Origin of the sequence: Pseudomonas sp. S60 (assembly GCF_016647865.1) — a bacterium.
In the GTDB taxonomy this organism is placed as follows: Bacteria; Pseudomonadota; Gammaproteobacteria; order Pseudomonadales; family Pseudomonadaceae; genus Aquipseudomonas; species Aquipseudomonas parafulva.
This window is the reverse complement of sequence record NZ_JACVVH010000073.1, coordinates 1-18,597: the sequence shown is the minus strand read 5'-3', so window position 1 is coordinate 18,597 and position 18,597 is coordinate 1. Positions and strand designations below refer to the sequence as shown.

Sequence of the window (18,597 nt, the reverse complement as noted above, 5' to 3'; positions counted from 1 at the left end):
CATGGCACCGGCTTCGCCGGTGTTCGCGGGTAAACCCGCTCCCACAGTGATGGCGCCAACTTTGAGATCTTGCGGAAGACAGTTGTTCCCAAAGTGATTGCGCCAGCTTTGAGATCTTGTGGAAGACAGTTTCACCTACAAGGATTGCGCAATTTTTCTGACTAGCAGTGTGGGGTGCCTCTGTGGGAGCGGGTTTACCCGCGAATGCCTGAAGTCATGACTCAGAGCCATACCGCATCCCAGTGTGGGTAGTCCCCGATACGCCTCACCAAGCCAGCCCGCAAGGGGTTGGCGACGATGTACCGGGCCACATGCACGATGCTTTCCTCCCGTCGCAGAGCTCGATCCTGATACCCAGGTTGCCACACTGGATCATGCTCAAGCCCTGCCTGGTGCAATGCGCGACTGGACCTGGATTTGAACCTGCGCATCAATGTACCTAGCGTTGCGTTCTCCAATTGTATGAGCCAATGCAAGTGGTCTGGCATCAACACCCAGGCGAGGGAACGACAGCTTTGCTCCTTGTCCGACTGGTACAGGTGCTGGATGACCAGCCTCGCATGAGCGAAATTGTGAAAGAGGGGCTTACGCCCGTGCGTGATCGTGGTCAGCAGATACAGCCTGCCAGGTTCTGAGAAACGGCCGCGACGAAGCAGTTGGGAGTTAGCCCTGGGCAATCAGTTCTTCCTTGCAGGGTGGTTCACTGTTCAGGTTAGTGCAGGCCAGGAACAGGGACGAAGTAGAGGGTTTCTGAATATGCCAGGTACGAGGCAAGCAACATGTCGATGATCTTTATCGAACCCTGACCTACGCTAACAGTCGCATGCCAAGAATCTTTTGCGCGCAAGAAAGGAGCCTGCATGACGTTGACGCGTGCGCTATCGGTGGTGGGCCTGGGGCTGCTGTGTGCGCTTGCCGGCTGTAGCCAGGAAGAACTGCCGCCAACGCTGCCCCGGGTAGGCGTGCAGCAGGTGCAGCCTGCCGACTTCGCTGCGCGGGTCACTCTGACCGGCGACGTACAGGCGCGCGTGCAGACGGACCTGTCGTTCCGCGTGGGTGGCAAGATCATTTCGCGCAGCGTGGATGTGGGGGACCATGTCAAGGCCAACCAGGTGTTGGCGCGGCTGGACCCTAAAGACCTGCAGAACAACGTCACCTCTGCCAAGGCTGAGGTGTTTGCTGCCCAGGCGCGGGTCACCCAGACGCAAGCCGCTTTTGTGCGCCAACAGAAACTCCTGCCCAAAGGCTATACCAGCCAGAGTGAATACGACGCCGCCGAGGCCGCCCTGCGCAGCAACCAGAGCGCCCTCAAGGCCGCCCAGGCACAACTGGCCAATGCCAACGAGCAGTTGAGCTACACGGCGCTGGTGTCTGAAGCGGACGGTGTAATCACCGAGCGCCAGGCTGAAGTCGGGCAGGTGGTGCAGGCGACCATGCCGATTTTCGGCCTGGCCCGTGACGGCGACCGTGATGCCGTGTTCAACGTCTACGAATCCCTGCTGGCGGCCCAGCCGAGTGATGCCAGCGTGGTGGTAAGCCTGCTGGACGATCCCAAGGTGCAGGCCCGGGGCGCCGTGCGCGAGATCACCCCCACCGTTTCTGCCCAGAGCGGCACGGTGCAGGTGAAGGTCGGGCTGAAGGATGTACCGGCGGCCATGCAGTTGGGGGCACCGGTGACGGTGAGCACCCAGGGCCGGGGCAAATCCAGCGTGGAGTTGCCTTGGTCGGCCTTGACCAAGGGCATCAAGCAGCCAGCCGTATGGGTGGTAGGCGAGGGTGACGAGGTGCAGTTGCGTGAAGTCGAAGTCAGCCGCTATCTCACCGGCAAGGTGGTGATCGGCAAGGGCCTTGAAAGCGGCGAAACCGTGGTGGTTACCGGTGGGCAATTGCTGCACCCCGGCATGCAGGTGGAAAAGGTGGCAGCCGATGCTGCGGAGAGCCCGCTATGAAACCGCTGCTGTGGGTGATGTGCGCAGGCCTGCTGCTGGCCGGTTGCAGTGAAGACGAGCCGCCCGCCGACCCTGTCCGCCCGGTACTGTCCGTGGTGGTGCAGCCCCAGGTGGAAGCCTTGCTGGGCCGGTTCGCCGGGGTGATCGAGGCGCGTTATGAGAGCACCTTGGGCTTTCGTGTCGGCGGCCGTATCGCCCGCAGGTGGCTGGATGTAGGCGCACAGGTCAGGCCTGGCGACACCCTGGCCACCCTGGACCCGACCGACCAGCAGAACCAACTGCGCGCAGCCGAGGGTGACCTGGCCCGCGTTCAGGCGCAGTGGATAAACGCCCAGGCCGATGCCCGCCGGCAGCAGCAGCTGTACGACCGGGGCGTAGGGGCCCAGGCGCAGCTGGACATCGCGCAGACCAACCTGAAAACCGCCGGTGCGTCGCTGGAACAGGCCCGTTCCTCGGTCAACCAGGCCCGTGACCAGCTGGGCTACAGCACCCTGCGCAGTGATCACGGTGCCGTTATCACCCGTTGGCAGGCCGAAGCGGGGCAAACCGTTACTGCCGGCCAGGCCGTGGTCACATTGGCCCGGCCCGATGTGAAGGAAGCCGTGATCGATTTGCCAATCGGCATTGCCGAGCAGTTGAACCCCGACCTGACCTTCATCGTCGCCTCGCAGCTTGACCCTGCGCTCAGCACCACAGCCACCTTGCGCGAGCTGGAGCCCAGGGCCGATGCCACCACCCGTACCCGCCGTGCGCGGCTTACGCTGGCCAGTACCCCTGCGGCGTTTCACCTGGGCACGGCCATCAGCGTCACCCTGAGCTCGCAGGTCACCCCCCGCAGCGAACTGCCCGCCACCGCATTGCTGGAGCGCGAGGGCAAAACCCAGGTGTGGGTCATCGACCCGCAGCAAAAAACCGTCGCCCTGCGCGATGTGACCCTGATCGACCGCACCCGCGACAGCATTGTCGTGTCCGCCGGCGTGCAGCCTGCCGAGCGAGTGGTGATCGCCGGCGTCAACAGCCTCAAGCCTGGCCAGAAAGTCGCCTTCGACGAGGACGCGCAATGAAAGGAAGCTTCAACCTGTCCGAGTGGGCGCTCAAGCATCAGTCGTTCGTCTGGTACCTGATGTTCGTTGGCCTGCTGATGGGCATCTTCTCGTACTTCAACCTGGGCCGTGAGGAGGACCCGTCCTTCACCATCAAGACCATGGTCATCCAGACCCGCTGGCCAGGCGCTACCCAGGACGAGACCCTGTTGCAGGTCACCGACCGCATCGAGAAGAAGCTCGAGGAACTGGACTCGCTCGACTACACCAAAAGCTACACGCGCCCCGGGGAGTCGACGGTGTTCGTCTACCTGCGCGACACCACCAAGGCCGGCGACATTCCGCAGATCTGGTACCAGGTGCGCAAGAAGATCCAGGACATCCGCGGTGACTTCCCCGACGGCATTCAGGGCCCTGGCTTCAACGACGAGTTCGGCGACGTGTTTGGCTCGATCTATGCCTTTACCGCCGACGGGCTTAGCTTGCGCCAGCTTCGCGACTACGTGGAGCGGGCGCGGGCCGAAGTGCGGGAAGTGCCCAACATCGGCAAGATCGAGATGGTCGGCATTCAGGACGAGGTGCTGTACCTGAATTTCTCCACGCGCAAGCTGGCTGCGCTGGGTATCGACCAGCGCCAGGTGATGCAGGCGTTGCAGGCGCAGAATACGGTAACGCCGGCCGGGGTGATCGAAGCCGGGCCAGAGCGCATATCGGTGCGCACCACCGGGCAGTTTGCCTCTGAGAAAGACCTGCAGAACGTCAACCTGCGCATCAATGACCGCTTCTTCCGGCTGGCGGATATCGCCGATGTGGAGCGCGGCTACAGCAACCCGCCGTCACCGATGTTCCGCTACAACGGGCAAACGGCACTGGGCCTGGCCATCGGCATGAAGGCAGGCGGCAACATCCAGGTGTTCGGTACAGCGCTCAAAGAGACCATGCAGCGCATCACCCATGAGCTACCCGTAGGCGTTGACGTGCACACGGTGTCCAACCAGGCGGTGGTGGTCGAGAAGGCGGTCGGCGGTTTTACCAGTGCGCTGTTCGAGGCGGTGATCATCGTGCTGGCGGTAAGCTTCGTCAGCCTGGGCGTACGCGCAGGCCTGGTGGTGGCGTGTTCGATACCGCTGGTGCTGGCCATGGTGTTCGTGTTCATGGAGTACAGCGGCATCACCATGCAGCGCATCTCGCTGGGGGCGCTGATTATCGCGCTGGGGTTGCTTGTGGACGATGCCATGATCACCGTGGAGGTCATGGTCACGCGCCTGGAAATGGGCGAGACCAGGGAGCAGGCGGCCACGTTCGCCTACACCTCTACTGCATTCCCCATGCTCACCGGCACCTTGGTGACCGTGGCAGGCTTCGTGCCCATTGGCCTCAATGCCAGTTCGGCAGGGGAATACACCTTCACCCTGTTTGCAGTGATTGCCGTGGCGTTGCTGGTGTCCTGGGTGGTGGCCGTGTTCTTCGCGCCGGTGCTTGGCGTGCATATTCTCAATGCCAAGAAAATGAAGGCCCATGACAACCAGCCGGGCAGGGTGGGCCGCGCTTTCGAACATGGCCTGCTGTGGAGTATGCGCCACCGCTGGCTGACCATCATCGGCACGGTGGTGCTGTTCGCGCTGTCGGTGTTCTGCATGCGGTATGTGCAGAACCAGTTCTTCCCGGCCTCGGACCGCCCGGAGATCCTGGTCGACCTCAACCTGCCGCAGAACGCCTCTATCGAAGAGACGCGCAAGGTGGTCGACCGCCTGGAAGCGACGCTCAAGGACGATGAAGACATCGACCACTGGAGCACCTATATCGGCGAGGGCGCGGTGCGCTTCTACCTGCCGCTGGACCAACAGTTGCAGAACCCGTACTACGCCCAGTTGGTCATCGTCAGCAAAGGCCTGGAGCAGCGCGGCGAGCTGATCGCCCGCTTGCAGAAGCGCCTGCGTGAAGACTTCGTGGGCATCGGTTCCAACGTGCAGTCACTGGAGATGGGCCCGCCTGTTGGCCGCCCCATCCAGTACCGGGTCAGTGGCAAGGACATCGACCAGGTGCGCAAGCACGCCATCGAACTGGCTACCTTGCTGGACAAGAACCCCAATGTTGGCGAGATGATCTACGACTGGAACGAGCCCGGTAAGGTGCTGCGCATCGAGATCGCCCAGGACAAGGCACGCCAGCTGGGGCTGTCTTCGGAAGACGTGGCCAACGTGATGAACAGCATCGTCACCGGTGTGCCGGTCACCCAGGTCAACGACGATATCTACCTGATCGACGTGGTTGCCCGTGCCGTGGACAGCGAGCGTGGCTCGCCGGATACCTTGCAGAACCTGCAGATCCTAACCCCCAGCGGCACCTCCATCCCGCTGCTGGCGTTCGCCACGGTGCGCTACGAGCTGGAACAGCCGCTGGTGTGGCGCCGTGACCGCAAGCCCACCATTACCCTCAAGGCGTCGGTCAATGGCGATATCCAGCCGACCGACCTGGTGGCGCAACTGAAACCCGATATCGAGAAATTCGCCAGCGAGTTGCCGACCGGTTACGAGGTAGCCACCGGCGGCACCGTAGAGGAGAGCGGCAAGGCGCAAGGCCCGATCGCCAAGGTGCTTCCGCTGATGCTGTTCCTGATGGCAACCTTCCTGATGATTCAGCTGCACAGCGTGCAGAAGCTGTTCCTGGTGGTCAGCGTGGCACCGTTGGGGCTGATTGGCGTGGTGCTGGCGCTGGTTCCTACGGGTACGCCGATGGGCTTCGTGGCGATTCTCGGCATCCTGGCGCTGGCAGGCATCATCATTCGTAACTCGGTGATTCTGGTGACGCAGATCGACGAGTTCGAAGCGCAGGGCTTCTCGCCGTGGGACGCCGTGGTGGAGGCTACCAACCACCGTCGCAGGCCGATCCTGCTGACGGCAGCCGCCGCGAGCCTGGGCATGATCCCGATTGCCCGGGAAGTGTTCTGGGGGCCGATGGCCTACGCCATGATCGGTGGCATCATCGTCGCCACCTTGCTGACGCTGTTGTTCCTGCCGGCGCTGTATGTGGCGTGGTACAAGATCCGCGAGCCTGAAAATACTACGCAAGCACAGCGCCCAACCTGACATGAAAACCTGTGGGAGCGGGCCAGCCCGTTCCCACAGGGATCAGGTTTCTCACCTGAAAACCGGCCTAAGATTTTTGGTTATATAAACATTCTTAAACAGTATTTTTAAGAATATCCCCGCCTCACTACTATTGCCCTCAAGCCAGGCGCATTCCCCTTCCCATCTCTCAGCCCGGCACCTCACTCCAAGGAGAACGAGCATGAGTGCATCGCTGCGCAGTATCGACGGTCAGGACGAAGCCACCATCCTGCGGGAAATCCAGAGCGCCCTGCGCGACCTGCGTTTCGGTGCGGTGGAGATCACCGTGCACAACGCCCAGGTGGTGCAGATCGAACGCAAGGAAAAATTCCGCCTGCAACAGCCTGGCAACAAGCCCAGCTGAACCCGCCATACCCTTCAGAACTAGAAAAATGCCAATCGGGAGCTTCACCATGTCCATCCGCCGCTATGCACTCGCCGCCCTGGCCAGCGCTGTTTTTGCCGGTTCCGCCGTCGCCAAGGACTACGAACTGCTGAACGTGTCCTACGACCCCACCCGTGAGCTGTACCAGCAGTACAACGCCGAATTCATCAAGCACTGGCAGCAGTCCCACCCGGACGACAAGGTGAAAATCCAGCAGTCCCACGGCGGCTCGGGCAAGCAGGGCCGTGCGGTGATCGACGGGTTGCGTGCCGACGTGGTAACCCTGGCCCTGGCCGGTGATATCGACGAAATCGCGAAACTGGGCAAGACCCTGCCCGAGGACTGGCAGAAGCGCCTGCCCGATGCCAGCACCCCCTATACCTCCACCATCGTGTTCCTGGTGCGCAAGGGCAACCCCAAGGGCATCAAGGACTGGGGCGACCTGATCAAGAAAGACGTCTCGGTGATCACGCCCAACCCGAAGACTTCCGGCGGCGCACGCTGGAACTTCCTGGCGGCCTGGGCCTATGGCCTGAAAACCGGTGGCAGCGAAGAGAAAGCCAAAGCCTACGTGCAGGAACTGTTCAAGCACGTGCCGGTGCTGGATACCGGGGCGCGTGGCTCCACCATCACCTTCGTCAACAATGGCCAGGGCGATGTGCTGCTGGCCTGGGAAAACGAAGCGTTCCTGGCGCTGAAGGAAGACGGCGGCGCCGACAAGTTCGACATCGTGGTGCCGTCGCTGTCGATCCTGGCTGAACCACCGGTTGCGGTGGTGGACAAGAACGCCGAGAAAAAGGGTAATACGGAAATTGCCACCGAGTACCTGAAACACCTGTACAGCCCGGCTGGGCAGAAGATCGCCGCCGAGAACTTCTACCGCCCGCGTGATGAGAAGGTGGCGGCCGAGTTCGGCAAGCAGTTCCCGAAACTGGACCTGGTGACGATCGACAAGGACTTCGGTGGCTGGAAGACTGCGCAACCCAAGTTCTTCAATGATGGCGGTGTTTTCGACCAGATCTATCAGGCACAGTAAGCGGCCAGGATGATGCGGGGCTGTGTGACAGCCCCAGAATCGAAAGCCAGCACCGGCCCGGCATGACTGCCGGGCCTCGTGCGTTCAACCAGGGATATTTATGTCACGTCGCATTTCCCCCGTCATACCCGGCTTCGGGCTGACGCTGGGGTACACCTTGGTGTACCTCAGCCTGATCGTGCTGATACCGCTGGCCGCCATGTTCGTGCATGCCGCCCAGCTCACCTGGGAGCAGTTCTGGACCATCATCAGCGCGCCGCGAGTGATCGCCGCGTTGAAGCTGAGCTTTGGCACTGCCCTGTTCGCGGCCATCATCAACGGCGTGATCGGCACCCTGCTGGCTTGGGTGCTGGTGCGCTACACCTTCCCCGGCCGCAAGATCATCGACGCCATGATCGACCTGCCGTTCGCCCTGCCCACCGCGGTTGCCGGTATCGCCCTGACCGCCCTGTACGCGCCGGCCGGTTGGGTTGGCCAGTTCGCCACCGACCTTGGTTTCAAGATCGCCTACACCCCGCTGGGCATCACCCTGGCGCTGACCTTCGTCACCCTGCCGTTCGTGGTGCGCACGGTGCAGCCGGTGCTGGCCGACATTCCACGCGAGGTTGAAGAAGCCGCTGCGTGCCTGGGTGCCAAGCCGCTGCAAGTGTTCCGCCATGTGCTGGCGCCGGCATTGCTGCCAGCCTGGCTCACCGGTTTTGCCCTGGCGTTTGCCCGTGGCGTGGGTGAGTACGGTTCGGTCATCTTCATTGCCGGCAACATGCCGATGAAGACCGAGATCCTGCCACTGCTGATCATGGTCAAGCTCGACCAGTACGACTACACCGGCGCGACCGCCATCGGCGTGCTGATGCTGGTGGTTTCCTTCATCCTGCTGCTGCTGATCAACCTGCTGCAGCGCCGCATCGAAACCCCTTGAAGGAGGCCGGCATGTCCAGTTCATCCCTGAATGCAACCGCCGCTGCCAATGCCGCCCGCCGCGGCAGCGCCACCTCGCGCCGGGTGCTCATCGGCCTTGGCTGGCTGGTGTTCGCGCTGTTCCTGCTGCTGCCGCTGGTGATTGTGGTATCGCAGGCGCTGAAAAACGGTTTCGGCACCTTCTTCGAAGCCATCTTCGAACCCGACGCACTGGCGGCCTTGCGGCTCACCCTGCTTGCAGTGGCGATATCGGTGCCTCTCAACCTGGTGTTCGGCGTCAGCGCGGCATGGTGCGTCAGCAAGTACAGCTTCCGTGGCAAAAGCATCCTGGTCACCCTGATCGATCTGCCGTTCTCGGTATCGCCGGTAATCGCCGGCCTGGTTTACGTGCTGATGTTCGGCGCCCAGGGCCTGCTCGGCCCGTGGCTGCAGGACCACGACATCCAGATCGTCTTCGCCCTGCCGGGCATCGTCCTGGCCACCATCTTCGTCACCGTGCCGTTCGTGGCCCGTGAGCTGATCCCGCTGATGCAGGAGCAGGGCACGCAGGAAGAGGAAGCCGCACGTTTGCTGGGGGCCAATGGCTGGCAGATGTTCTGGCACGTGACCCTGCCCAACATCAAATGGGGCCTGATCTACGGCGTGGTGCTGTGTACCGCGCGGGCGATGGGCGAGTTTGGCGCGGTGTCGGTGGTGTCCGGCCATATCCGCGGTGTGACCAACACCTTGCCGCTGCATGTGGAGATCCTCTACAACGAATACAACCACGTGGCGGCCTTCAGCGTGGCCAGCCTGTTGCTGATCCTGGCGCTCTTCATCCTGCTGCTCAAGCAGTGGAGCGAGAACCGTATTAACCGCCTGCGCCACAGCGCCGCGGAGGAATGATTCATGTCGATCGAAGTTCGTAACGTCAGCAAGCGCTTCAACAGCTTCCAGGCCCTGGACAACATCAACCTGGATATCAACAGTGGCGAGCTGGTCGCCCTGCTTGGCCCGTCGGGCTGCGGCAAGACCACCTTGCTGCGCATCATCGCCGGCCTGGAAACCCCGGACCAGGGCAGCATCGTGTTCCATGGCGAGGATGTGTCCGGCCACGACGTGCGTGACCGCAACGTGGGGTTCGTCTTCCAGCATTACGCGCTGTTCCGCCACATGAGCGTGTTCGACAACGTCGCCTTTGGGCTGCGCATGAAGCCCAAGGGCGAGCGCCCGAGTGAAAGCCGCATCGCCGAGAAGGTGCATGAACTGCTGAACATGGTGCAGTTGGACTGGCTGGCCGACCGCTACCCGGAACAGCTGTCCGGTGGCCAGCGCCAGCGTATCGCTCTGGCGCGGGCATTGGCGGTGGAGCCGAAGGTACTGTTGCTGGATGAGCCGTTCGGGGCGTTGGACGCCAAGGTGCGCAAGGAGCTGCGCCGCTGGCTGGCACGGCTGCATGAGGACATCAACCTGACGTCGGTGTTTGTCACCCATGACCAGGAGGAGGCCATGGAGGTGGCTGACCGCATTGTGGTGATGAACAAGGGCGTGATCGAGCAGATCGGCTCGCCAGGTGAGGTGTACGAGCAACCGGCCAACGACTTCGTCTACCACTTCCTCGGGGATTCGAACCGCCTGGCATTGAGCGAGGGCCACCATGTGCTGTTCCGCCCGCACGAAGTGTCGTTGTCGCGGCACGAAACCGAAGGGCATCAGGCCGCCGAGGTGCGTGACATCCGGCCCTTGGGTGCCACCACGCGGGTCACCCTGAAGGTGGAAGGGCAGAGCGACCTGATCGAGGCCGAAGTGGTCAAGGACCACGACAGCCTGACCGACCTGGCCCGTGGCGAAACCCTCTTCTTCCGGCCGAAGCTGCCGTTGTAGGGACGCGTAGGAGCGCGTAGGAGCGACCGCCAGGTCGCGATGGGGTGTTGTAGGAGCGACCGCTAGGTCGCGATGGGCTGCGCAGCAGCCCCGTACGGGTTATGCCCTTAGGGCTGCTATGCAGCCCATCGCGACCTAGCGGTCGCTCCTACGGCAGCCCATCGCGACCTGGCGGTCGCTCCTACGGCATCCCATCGCGACCTAGCGGTCGCTCCTACAACACCCCATCGCGACCTAGCGGTCGCTCCTACGGTGGCATCTTCCATGCCGTTGACGAATAGTTTTAATGCCTACGTTGCATCATTTCAGCCCCCCGCCTGCAAAGCCCCGTAAAACTGGGCCCTTCGCGCAACCCTACCAAACCAATATTCAATAAAGTTATAACAATAAATTTAAACATTACTTTCAGAGATATGCCTCTGGCCCGATGATTCAGCCACTTACCTGAATCCAGCCCCAGGAGTTTCATCAATGGGTAATGCCCACTCGGCCGTCAGGGCCTACGACCTGCCATGGCGCCCAGCACCGGGCGAACTGGTCGAGCTTGGACGCACTGCGCGCCTTCCCCTTGGCCAACTGCGCCTGCAACGCTCACCCGTCAGCGGCCTCAAACGGCGGGACAAATTGGCCTTGGGGCTGCTGGTGCTGGCCTTGCACGGCGCTGCCGCTTACTGGATCAGCCAAGCACCCACACCCGAGCTGCCTGTGGTGCCGCCACAGGTGCCGCCCATGACCATCGAGTTCGCGGCACCCGCACCGCCTGTGGTCGAGCCCCCGCCGCCTGCACCTGCACCGCCGGTGGTCGAGCCGCCACCTCCGCCGCCGGTGGTTGACGAGCTGGCTGCCAAGCCCAAGCCAAAACCCAAGCCCGTGCCCAAACCCGTGGTCAAGCAGGCGCCCAAGCCGCCACCCAAGCCCAAGCCGGTGGAGGCTCCACCACCAGCTCCGGTCGCGGCCCCGGCCCCGGCCACACCAGCGCCACCTGCGCCCGCGCCGGTTACACCGGCCTCGGCCAACGCCGCTTACCTGAAGAACCCGGCGCCGGACTACCCGCAGATGGCCCAACGGCGGGGCTGGGAAGGCACGGTGCTGTTGCGTGTAGAAGTGCTGCCCAGCGGCAAGCCCGGGCAGATCCAGGTCCAGAAAAGCAGTGGCCGTGATGCGCTGGACGCCGCAGCCCTGGCTGCAGTCAAGCGCTGGAGCTTCGTCCCCGCCAAGCAGGGTGACGTTGCCCAGACCGGCTGGGTCAGTGTGCCCATCGACTTCAAGCTTCGCTAACTCCCCCTTTGCAGAACACAGGAAGACATCCCATGAGCGTGCTGGCATCCCCCTTCGAGTCCGTAGAAAGCGCCGTCATCTGGTTGCTGGTCGGCTTTTCCGTCGTCACCTGGGGCCTGGCCCTGGTGAAAACCTTGCAGTTCGTGCGCCTGAAAAATCAGGACAGACGCTTCCATCAACAATTCTGGGCGGCGTCCAGCCTGGACTCGGCTGCCGAACTCAGCCACGAGCTGCCAGGCCCTGCGGCACGGGTGGCGCAGTCCGGTTACGCTGCCATCGCGGTAGGCGATGCCCAGGCCAGTGACCTGAGCCACGCCATCAATCACCAGGACCGCCTGGAGCGGGCCCTGCGCCAGCAGATCGTGCGTGAGCGGCGCTCGCTGGAAACCGGCCTGGCGGTGGTGGCGAGCATCGGCAGTACCTCACCCTTCATCGGGCTGTTTGGCACCGTGTGGGGCATCATGGAGGCGCTCAAGGGCATCAGTGCGGCGGGCTCTGCGAGCCTGGAAACCGTAGCCGGGCCGATTGGCGCTGCACTGGTCGCTACCGGCGTGGGTATCGCCGTGGCCGTACCGGCGGTGCTTGTGTACAACTATTTCCTGCGCCGCCTGAAGCTGACAGCCGCTGACCTGGACGATTTCGCCCACGATTTCTACAGCCTGGCGCAGAAGAGTGCCTTCCGCGTATTGGTACACCCGGCTGTACACAAGCCCCAGGGTGGCTTTACCCAGCCCGTGAAGGAGGCCTCCTGACATGGCGTTCTCGACCCAGGACAGCGACGAAGTCCTCAGCGAAATCAACGTGACGCCGTTGGTGGATGTAATGCTGGTGTTGCTGGTGGTGTTCATCGTCACTGCACCGCTGCTCACCAATGCCATCCCCATCAACCTGCCCAAGACCGAGGCCGTGGCCCCGGTGGAGCAGAAGGACCCGCTGGTGGTCAGCATCGATGGCAGCGGCAAGCTGTTCATCAACAAGGACGAGATCCAGCCTGACGCGCTGGAAGGCAGCCTCAAGGCCGCCAAGGCCAAGGACGCTGGCCTGCGTGTGCAACTGCAGGCCGATGATGGCGTGAACTACGGTGAGGTGGCGCGCGCCATGGCCGCCATCGAACGTGCCGGCATCAGCAAACTGGCGGTCATTACTGCGCGCTGATGCCATCAACCTCTTCAGGCAATGCTTATGGGCCATATCTCTTGGCAGGGGATGGCCCTTTTTTTGTCGCTGTGGATAAAAGGCTTCGCGGGTAAACCCGCTCCCACAGATTAAACTTTTAGTTATTAACAAATAGCTTCTTATTCCTTTACGAATATAACCCCCACCCTATACTGGTCTCCAAGCACGCAAACACCCCTGGAGGCGTCCCATGCGCAATGAGTCTATTCGTTACCTGATTGTGCCGGGCTGGCAAGGATCGCCAGACAACCATTGGCAGAGCCACTGGCAGCGCACCCTGCCCAACAGCGCGCGGGTGGAGCAGCACGACTGGCTCACCCCGCAGCGCCAGGACTGGGTGCAGGCGCTGGAGCAGGCGATTGCCGCCGAGCGCTCGCCCGTTATCCTGATTGCCCACAGCCTTGGCTGCATCACGGTTGCCCACTGGGCCGCGCAAGCCAGCCCCGGCCTGCTACGGCGGGTACGGGGGGCATTGCTGGTGGCGCCGGCCGATGTGGAGCGGCCAACCTGCGCGGCGGCGCTGCGCAACTTCGCGCCCATCCCCGGCGCGCCACTACCGTTTCCGAGCCAGGTCGTCAGCTCCGACAACGACCCGGCGGTGAGCGTACCGCGGGCGCTGTCGCTGGCTCAGGCCTGGGGTGCCGAAGCGGGGTTGCTGAGCAATGCGGGGCACATCAACGTGAAGTCAGGCCATGAGCGCTGGGAGGGCGGTTTCGCTTACCTGTACCGCCTGCAAAGCCGGGTGGAGCAGCGCGCACTGCGCCGTGCCTGACAGCCTTTTCTGTTTATTGTCGGCGTGAAGCCGGGCCCAGCAGGGCCGGTGTGGGAGTTTGTCATGACGTTTCAAAACCCTTTTGGCCAGCCGCTGCTGACCTTTCCCGAACTGGACAAGAGCCCACTGAGCATTCGTGCCAAGGCCCTGGTGTTCATCGACCCCCGCTCGCAGCAACTGCGTGAGGACCTGGAACGCCTGGCACCACTGCCATTGCCAGTGCTCATCCGGGGTGAAACAGGTTCGGGCAAGGAACTGCTGGCCCGCCAGATCCACCGCGCCAGTGACCGCAGCGGCCTGTTCGTCTCGGTCAACTGCGCCGCCATCAGTGCGACCTACGCCGATGCCGAGCTGTTCGGCTACAGCGCCGGCAGCCAGGGGGGCACGGCCAGTAGCCGCGCCGGTTGGTTCGGTTCGGCCAACGGCGGCACGCTGTACCTGGATGAAATTGCTGACCTGCCGTTGACCATACAGGGCAAGCTGCTGGCAGCCTTGGAGAACCGTGAAGTGACGCGGGTAGGCGCGCAGAAGCCGCAGCCGGTGGATGTCCGCCTGGTGGCTGCTACCAGCATCGACCTGGCCCGGGTGGTCAAGGCCGGGCGGTTCAATGAGCGCCTGTATCAATACTTGCGCGAAGGTGCGCTGGAGTTGCCACCCTTGCGCGAGCGGCCCGGCGATATCCTGGCGTTGGCCGAGTATTTCGTGGGGATCTACAGCGTTCGCCTGCAACGGCCGGTACCGCTGGTGAGCGAGGCGGCGCAGCAGTTACTCGAGGCTCACCCCTGGACGGGCAATACCCGGGAACTGGAGAACGTCATCCACTTTGCCTTGCTGGTCAACGACGGGGAAGAGATCCTGCCTCAAGACCTCGATTTGCCCAGCGCTGCGCGGTAGCACGCGCTAATAAGCAAATGGGTAGGTGGCATTTTGATTTTGGAATAAGCAGCTAATTAAAAGATATTGTTCCGGCATAAAAAATCTAGGTATTGTCCGCCTCACGCCCGCTGAATCGTCGGTAGGCACATATATCTGCCATCGCCGATGGCCCGCATTCAGAACAAGGATCACCATGAAGAAGACCCTGCTGACCACCGCCCTGGCTGCCGCCCTGTCGTTCGCCGGCCTGGCCGCTGCCGCCGAAAAACTGGTGGTTGCTGCAACCCCCGTACCCCATGCCGAGATCCTGGAGCTGATCAAGCCGACCTTGGCCAAGGAAGGGGTGGACCTGCAGATCAAGGTCTTCACCGACTACGTGCAGCCTAACGTGCAGGTCGACCAGAAGCGTCTGGACGCCAACTACTTCCAGACCCTGCCGTACCTGCAGAGCTTCAACGAGGGCAAGGGCACGCACCTGGAAACCGTGATCGGCGTACACGTGGAGCCCTTCGGTGGCTACTCCAAAAAATTCAAGAGCCTGAAAGACCTGCCAGAAGGCGCCACGGTTGCCATCCCCAACGAAGGCAGCAACAGCGGCCGTGCATTGCTGCTGCTGCAGAAGGAAGGCCTGATTACCCTGAAGGATCCGAAAAACGCCCTGGCAACGCCCAAGGACATCGCCGAGAACCCCAAGAAGTTGAAATTCCGCGAGCTTGAATCGGCCATGCTGCCCCGCGTACTGGACCAGGTGGACCTGGACATGATCAACACCAACTACGCCCTTGAAGCCGGCCTGAACCCGGCCAAGGATGCGCTGGTGATCGAAGGCAGCGACTCGCCTTACGTGAACTTCCTGGTAGCCCGCCCGGACAACAAGAACAGCGACGCCATGCAGAAACTGGCCAAGGCCCTGACCAGCCCCGAGGTGAAGGCATTCATCGCCAAGAAGTACCAGGGTGCTGTACTGCCAGCGTTCTGATGCGTTTGCTGCTGGTAGTGTGACCTGACGCCGACACTGATGTGTCGGCGTTTTTATTTATTGGGGCATTGGGCGGGCTGCGGGTGGCGGTTTGGCCCCCCTTCATACGCAAACTATGGATATTCCATAAAGGTATTTATCTAAAGTCTTTTAGAGCATTAGAGTCTATCTGTCGTGCCGCCACTCACCCTGTAGACATGCTCCCATGACCCTCGACACCGCCTTCATCCTCAGCACACTACCCACTTTTCTCAAGGCCGTTGGGGTGACGTTGCAGGTCGGCCTGATCGCCATTGCCACGTCACTGCTGGTTGCCCTGATCAACGCCAGCTTGCTGGTCCTGCGTGTTCCCTACCTGTGGCGGCTGGTGAAAGCCTATGTGGAACTGGCACGCAATACACCGCTACTGATCCAGCTGTTCTTCATCTACTTCGCCCTGCCAAGCTTGGGTGTGAAGGTTTCCGGGTTTGCAGCCGCGATCATCACCATGACCTTCATGGGCGGCGCCTACTTGACCGAGGTGCTCAGAGCCGGTGTCGAAGCCGTCCCCAAGGCGCAGCTTGAGTCCGGGCGCTCCATCGGGCTGTCTGAAGGGCAGTTGCTGCGCCACGTGGTACTGCCCCAAGCTGGCATCCTCAGCCTGCCGGCACTGTTCGCAAATTTCATCTTCCTGTTGAAGGAAACCACAGTGGTATCGGCGGTGGCGGTGCCAGAGATCCTCTACACCACCAAGAACTACATTGCCCTGTACTACAAGACCTACGAAATGCTCACGGTGCTGACCCTGCTCTGCGTGTTGCTGTTCCTGCCCCTTTCATTGCTGCTGCGTCACGTGGAACGGAGGCTGCAAGATGGCCAGTTCGGCAATTGAGCTGTTGATCCAGGCGCTGCCGCAGCTGGCAGGCGGCGCCGCGCAAACCTTGGCTATTTCTGCGCTGGGCATTGTATTCGCGACGTTGGGGGGTGTGCTGTACGGCGTACTGGCAACCCTGGGCAGCCGTGTGCTGGATATCGCGCTGCAGGTGTACCTGGAGCTGTTTCGCGCCATCCCGGTCCTGGTGTGGCTGTACCTGGTGTTTTTCGGCTTGCCGATCTTTTTTGCCATCAGCATTCCCAGCTTCTGGTGCGCCGTACTGGTACTGGGCCTGTGGGGTGCCAGTGAAGTCGGCGAGGTGGTACGCGGCGCGCTGCGCTCACTGCCACGCGGTCAGCGTGAAGCGGGCCTGTCGATCGGCCTGGCGGGGTGGCAGCTTTACAGCTACGTGCTGCTGCCGCAGGCGCTCAAGCGCATGACCCCGCCCACCATCAATATCTACACGCGGATCATCAAGACCAGTTCGCTGGCGGTGTTGATCGGCGTGGTCGAAGTGATCAAGGCGGGCCAGCAAATCATCGAGCGCACCTACGAGTCGGTGCTTATCTACGGGGCGCTGTTTCTGTTCTTTTTCATCGTCTGTTATCCATTGTCGGCCGCTTCACGCGTGCTGGAGCGGCGCTGGGCCCACTCATGAACGCATTGATCGAATTTCAGGGTTTCAACAAGTATTTCGGTGAGCACCAGGTGCTCGAAAACGTCGACCTGAAAGTGGCCGCCGGGGAAGTCGTGGTCATCCTCGGCCCCAGCGGTTGCGGCAAGAGCACGCTGCTGCGTTGCCTCAACGGCCTGGAGCAGGCCCACAGCGGCCAGTTGCGCCTTGCCGGGCAGGCGCTGTTGGCGCCCGGTACGGACTGGCGCGCGGTTCGCCAGCGTGTCGGCATGGTGTTCCAGAGCTACCACCTGTTTGGCCACATGAGCGTGCTGGATAACTTGCTGCTGGGCCCGTTGAAGGTGCAACGGCGTGAACGCGGTGAGGCCCAGGCCCAGGCCGAGGCATTGCTGGCGCGTGTCGGCCTGCTGGACAAGCGCGACGCCTTTCCCCGGCAGTTGTCTGGCGGCCAGCAGCAGCGCATCGCGATCGTGCGCTCGCTGTGCATGAACCCCGACGTGATGCTGTTCGACGAGGTCACCGCAGCGCTCGACCCGGAAATGGTCAAGGAAGTGCTGCACGTGATCCAGGGCCTGGCCCGTGACGGCATGACCTTGCTGATTGTTACCCACGAAATGGCCTTCGCTCGCGCGGTGGCCGACCGCATCGTGTTCATGGAGGCCGGCAGGATCCTTGAACAGGGCGACCCCGAGAGCTTCTTCACCCAACCGCAAACCGCACGCGCGCAGCAGTTCCTGGAGAAATTCTCCTTCGTAGAAACCCTGCCGAAAACATTGCACAAGGAACTGTCATGAGAATTGCCCACTACACCAAACTGCTCGCACCCCTCCTGGGCCTTGCCCTGCTTGCCGGCTGCAACAAGGCCGAAGAGCCGCCCAAACCCGGTGTGGCATCACCGGCTACCAGTTACCTGGAAACCATCAAGGCCAGGGACAAGCTGATCGTCGGGGTATTCACCGACAAGCCGCCGTTTGGTTTCGTTGACGAAAAGGGCCGCTACGTTGGCTTCGATACCGACATTGGCCGTCGCCTGGCCAAGGACCTGCTGGGTGACGAGAACAAGGTCGAGTTTGTTGCCGTGGAGCCGGCCAGCCGTATCCCCTTCCTGCAGAGCGACAAGGTGGACCTGATCCTTGCCAACATGACCGTGACCCCCGAACGTAAAGAGGCCGTGGATTTCACCAACCCTAACTTGCGGGTGGCGGTACAAGCCATTGTTGCCGATGGCAGCCCAGTGCAGAAACTCGACGACCTGGCCGACAAGACCATTATCGTCACCACGGGCACCACAGCTGATATCTGGCTGACAACGCATCATCCGGACTGGAAGCTGTTGAAGTTCGAGAAGAACAGCGAGTCGCTCCAGGCCTTAGCCACCGGCCGTGGCGATGCCTACGCCCAGGACAACCTGATCCTGTTCAGCTGGGCCAAGCAAAACCCGGGCTACCGTGTATTGCCTGAGTTGCTGGGCGATGAGGCGCCCATTGCGCCGGCGGTGAAGAAGGGCAACACCGAACTGCGCGACTGGGTGAACGCCGAGCTGGCCAAGCTGGGCGAAGAGAAGTTCCTGCTGAAACTGTATGACCAATATGTACGCAAGGAACTGAGCGACGACACCAAGCCCGAGAGCGTGATCGTAGAAGGCGGCAAGTGGCAGGGGTGAACGGGCTGGCCGGGGGGGGGGGGGGGCGCCCCCCGCGGAAACCCCCACCCCCACCACCAAGA

General features: G+C 62.2%; 19 protein-coding genes. 18 read left to right on the top strand and 1 reads right to left on the bottom strand.

Going from position 1 to position 18,597, the window contains the following annotated elements; translation table 11 throughout:
• Positions 1 to 221 precede the first annotated feature (221 nt).
• On the bottom strand, positions 222 to 677 hold the full coding sequence (locus IAE33_RS23255; protein WP_201165488.1) for an REP-associated tyrosine transposase: 456 nt from the start codon (positions 675 to 677) through the stop codon (positions 222 to 224).
• A 183-nt stretch (positions 678 to 860) separates the two neighbouring features.
• On the opposite strand from IAE33_RS23255, the gene IAE33_RS23250 reads away from it, so the two are divergent.
• The 18 genes from IAE33_RS23250 (at position 861) to IAE33_RS23165 (ending at position 18,535) form a co-directional block, all read left to right on the top strand.
• Entirely contained in the window at positions 861 to 1,949 is a 1,089-nt protein-coding gene (locus IAE33_RS23250) for an efflux RND transporter periplasmic adaptor subunit (RefSeq protein ID WP_201165483.1), read from the top strand.
• Positions 1,946 to 3,013, top strand: coding sequence for an efflux RND transporter periplasmic adaptor subunit (locus IAE33_RS23245; protein WP_201165482.1), 1,068 nt, complete (start codon positions 1,946 to 1,948; stop codon positions 3,011 to 3,013). The genes IAE33_RS23250 and IAE33_RS23245 overlap by 4 nt, the downstream gene beginning before the upstream one ends.
• On the top strand, positions 3,010 to 6,081 hold the full coding sequence (locus IAE33_RS23240) for an efflux RND transporter permease subunit (protein ID WP_201165481.1): 3,072 nt from the start codon (positions 3,010 to 3,012) through the stop codon (positions 6,079 to 6,081). The genes IAE33_RS23245 and IAE33_RS23240 overlap by 4 nt, the downstream gene beginning before the upstream one ends.
• Positions 6,082 to 6,283: 202 nt before the next feature.
• Complete coding sequence (oscA, locus tag IAE33_RS23235; protein ID WP_012274726.1) at positions 6,284 to 6,466, top strand: sulfur starvation response protein OscA; 183 nt, start codon at positions 6,284 to 6,286, stop codon at positions 6,464 to 6,466.
• Positions 6,467 to 6,515: 49 nt separating this feature from the next.
• Positions 6,516 to 7,523 (top strand): sulfate ABC transporter substrate-binding protein, encoded by a 1,008-nt coding sequence (locus IAE33_RS23230; protein WP_028632113.1) that lies wholly within the window; start codon positions 6,516 to 6,518, stop codon positions 7,521 to 7,523.
• 100 nt (positions 7,524 to 7,623) lie between these two features.
• Entirely contained in the window at positions 7,624 to 8,442 is an 819-nt protein-coding gene (cysT, locus tag IAE33_RS23225) for a sulfate ABC transporter permease subunit CysT (protein WP_028632112.1), read from the top strand.
• Positions 8,443 to 8,453: 11 nt separating this feature from the next.
• Positions 8,454 to 9,326 carry a sulfate ABC transporter permease subunit CysW gene (gene cysW / locus IAE33_RS23220; protein WP_028632111.1) on the top strand — a complete coding sequence of 291 codons (873 nt, stop codon included), beginning with the start codon at positions 8,454 to 8,456 and terminating at the stop codon, positions 9,324 to 9,326.
• A 3-nt stretch (positions 9,327 to 9,329) separates the two neighbouring features.
• Positions 9,330 to 10,304 (top strand): sulfate/molybdate ABC transporter ATP-binding protein, encoded by a 975-nt coding sequence (locus tag IAE33_RS23215; RefSeq protein ID WP_028632110.1) that lies wholly within the window; start codon positions 9,330 to 9,332, stop codon positions 10,302 to 10,304.
• Between the two features lie 471 nt (positions 10,305 to 10,775).
• Entirely contained in the window at positions 10,776 to 11,582 is an 807-nt protein-coding gene (locus tag IAE33_RS23210; RefSeq protein ID WP_201165480.1) for an energy transducer TonB, read from the top strand.
• A gap of 32 nt (positions 11,583 to 11,614) precedes the next feature.
• Positions 11,615 to 12,334, top strand: coding sequence for a MotA/TolQ/ExbB proton channel family protein (locus IAE33_RS23205; protein ID WP_201165479.1), 720 nt, complete (start codon positions 11,615 to 11,617; stop codon positions 12,332 to 12,334).
• 1 nt (position 12,335) lies between these two features.
• A complete protein-coding gene (locus IAE33_RS23200) occupies positions 12,336 to 12,737 on the top strand; it encodes an ExbD/TolR family protein (RefSeq protein WP_201165477.1) in 402 nt (133 codons plus the stop codon).
• Between the two features lie 211 nt (positions 12,738 to 12,948).
• On the top strand, positions 12,949 to 13,530 hold the full coding sequence (locus IAE33_RS23195; protein WP_201165476.1) for an alpha/beta hydrolase: 582 nt from the start codon (positions 12,949 to 12,951) through the stop codon (positions 13,528 to 13,530).
• 63 nt (positions 13,531 to 13,593) lie between these two features.
• A complete protein-coding gene (locus IAE33_RS23190; protein ID WP_060480852.1) occupies positions 13,594 to 14,424 on the top strand; it encodes a sigma 54-interacting transcriptional regulator in 831 nt (276 codons plus the stop codon).
• 175 nt (positions 14,425 to 14,599) lie between these two features.
• Positions 14,600 to 15,385, top strand: coding sequence for a MetQ/NlpA family ABC transporter substrate-binding protein (locus IAE33_RS23185; RefSeq protein WP_201165475.1), 786 nt, complete (start codon positions 14,600 to 14,602; stop codon positions 15,383 to 15,385).
• Positions 15,386 to 15,590: 205 nt separating this feature from the next.
• Positions 15,591 to 16,256, top strand: a complete 666-nt coding sequence (locus IAE33_RS23180; protein ID WP_201165474.1) for an amino acid ABC transporter permease — start codon at positions 15,591 to 15,593, stop codon at positions 16,254 to 16,256.
• Complete coding sequence (locus IAE33_RS23175) at positions 16,237 to 16,896, top strand: amino acid ABC transporter permease (RefSeq protein ID WP_201165473.1); 660 nt, start codon at positions 16,237 to 16,239, stop codon at positions 16,894 to 16,896. Before IAE33_RS23180 ends, IAE33_RS23175 begins: the two co-directional genes overlap by 20 nt.
• A complete protein-coding gene (locus IAE33_RS23170; RefSeq protein WP_201165472.1) occupies positions 16,893 to 17,666 on the top strand; it encodes an amino acid ABC transporter ATP-binding protein in 774 nt (257 codons plus the stop codon). The genes IAE33_RS23175 and IAE33_RS23170 overlap by 4 nt, the downstream gene beginning before the upstream one ends.
• A complete protein-coding gene (locus tag IAE33_RS23165; protein ID WP_201165471.1) occupies positions 17,663 to 18,535 on the top strand; it encodes a transporter substrate-binding domain-containing protein in 873 nt (290 codons plus the stop codon). The genes IAE33_RS23170 and IAE33_RS23165 overlap by 4 nt, the downstream gene beginning before the upstream one ends.
• Positions 18,536 to 18,597: the final 62 nt, after the last annotated feature.

Excerpts from the sequence above, each read along its gene's own strand:
- IAE33_RS23215 (WP_028632110.1), top strand. The coding sequence starts at position 9,330 with ATGTCGATCGAAGTTCGTAACGTCAGCAAGCGCTTCAACAGCTTCCAG.
- IAE33_RS23230 (WP_028632113.1), top strand. The coding sequence starts at position 6,516 with ATGTCCATCCGCCGCTATGCACTCGCCGCCCTGGCCAGCGCTGTTTTT.
- IAE33_RS23240 (WP_201165481.1), top strand. The coding sequence starts at position 3,010 with ATGAAAGGAAGCTTCAACCTGTCCGAGTGGGCGCTCAAGCATCAGTCG.
- cysW (WP_028632111.1), top strand. The coding sequence starts at position 8,454 with ATGTCCAGTTCATCCCTGAATGCAACCGCCGCTGCCAATGCCGCCCGC.
- IAE33_RS23200 (WP_201165477.1), top strand. The coding sequence starts at position 12,336 with ATGGCGTTCTCGACCCAGGACAGCGACGAAGTCCTCAGCGAAATCAAC.
- IAE33_RS23195 (WP_201165476.1), top strand. The coding sequence starts at position 12,949 with ATGCGCAATGAGTCTATTCGTTACCTGATTGTGCCGGGCTGGCAAGGA.
- oscA (WP_012274726.1), top strand. The coding sequence starts at position 6,284 with ATGAGTGCATCGCTGCGCAGTATCGACGGTCAGGACGAAGCCACCATC.
- IAE33_RS23185 (WP_201165475.1), top strand. The coding sequence starts at position 14,600 with ATGAAGAAGACCCTGCTGACCACCGCCCTGGCTGCCGCCCTGTCGTTC.
- IAE33_RS23180 (WP_201165474.1), top strand. The coding sequence starts at position 15,591 with ATGACCCTCGACACCGCCTTCATCCTCAGCACACTACCCACTTTTCTC.
- IAE33_RS23210 (WP_201165480.1), top strand. The coding sequence starts at position 10,776 with ATGGGTAATGCCCACTCGGCCGTCAGGGCCTACGACCTGCCATGGCGC.
- IAE33_RS23250 (WP_201165483.1), top strand. The coding sequence starts at position 861 with ATGACGTTGACGCGTGCGCTATCGGTGGTGGGCCTGGGGCTGCTGTGT.
- IAE33_RS23175 (WP_201165473.1), top strand. The coding sequence starts at position 16,237 with ATGGCCAGTTCGGCAATTGAGCTGTTGATCCAGGCGCTGCCGCAGCTG.
- IAE33_RS23245 (WP_201165482.1), top strand. The coding sequence starts at position 1,946 with ATGAAACCGCTGCTGTGGGTGATGTGCGCAGGCCTGCTGCTGGCCGGT.
- IAE33_RS23170 (WP_201165472.1), top strand. The coding sequence starts at position 16,893 with ATGAACGCATTGATCGAATTTCAGGGTTTCAACAAGTATTTCGGTGAG.
- cysT (WP_028632112.1), top strand. The coding sequence starts at position 7,624 with ATGTCACGTCGCATTTCCCCCGTCATACCCGGCTTCGGGCTGACGCTG.
- IAE33_RS23165 (WP_201165471.1), top strand. The coding sequence starts at position 17,663 with ATGAGAATTGCCCACTACACCAAACTGCTCGCACCCCTCCTGGGCCTT.
- IAE33_RS23205 (WP_201165479.1), top strand. The coding sequence starts at position 11,615 with ATGAGCGTGCTGGCATCCCCCTTCGAGTCCGTAGAAAGCGCCGTCATC.
- IAE33_RS23190 (WP_060480852.1), top strand. The coding sequence starts at position 13,594 with ATGACGTTTCAAAACCCTTTTGGCCAGCCGCTGCTGACCTTTCCCGAA.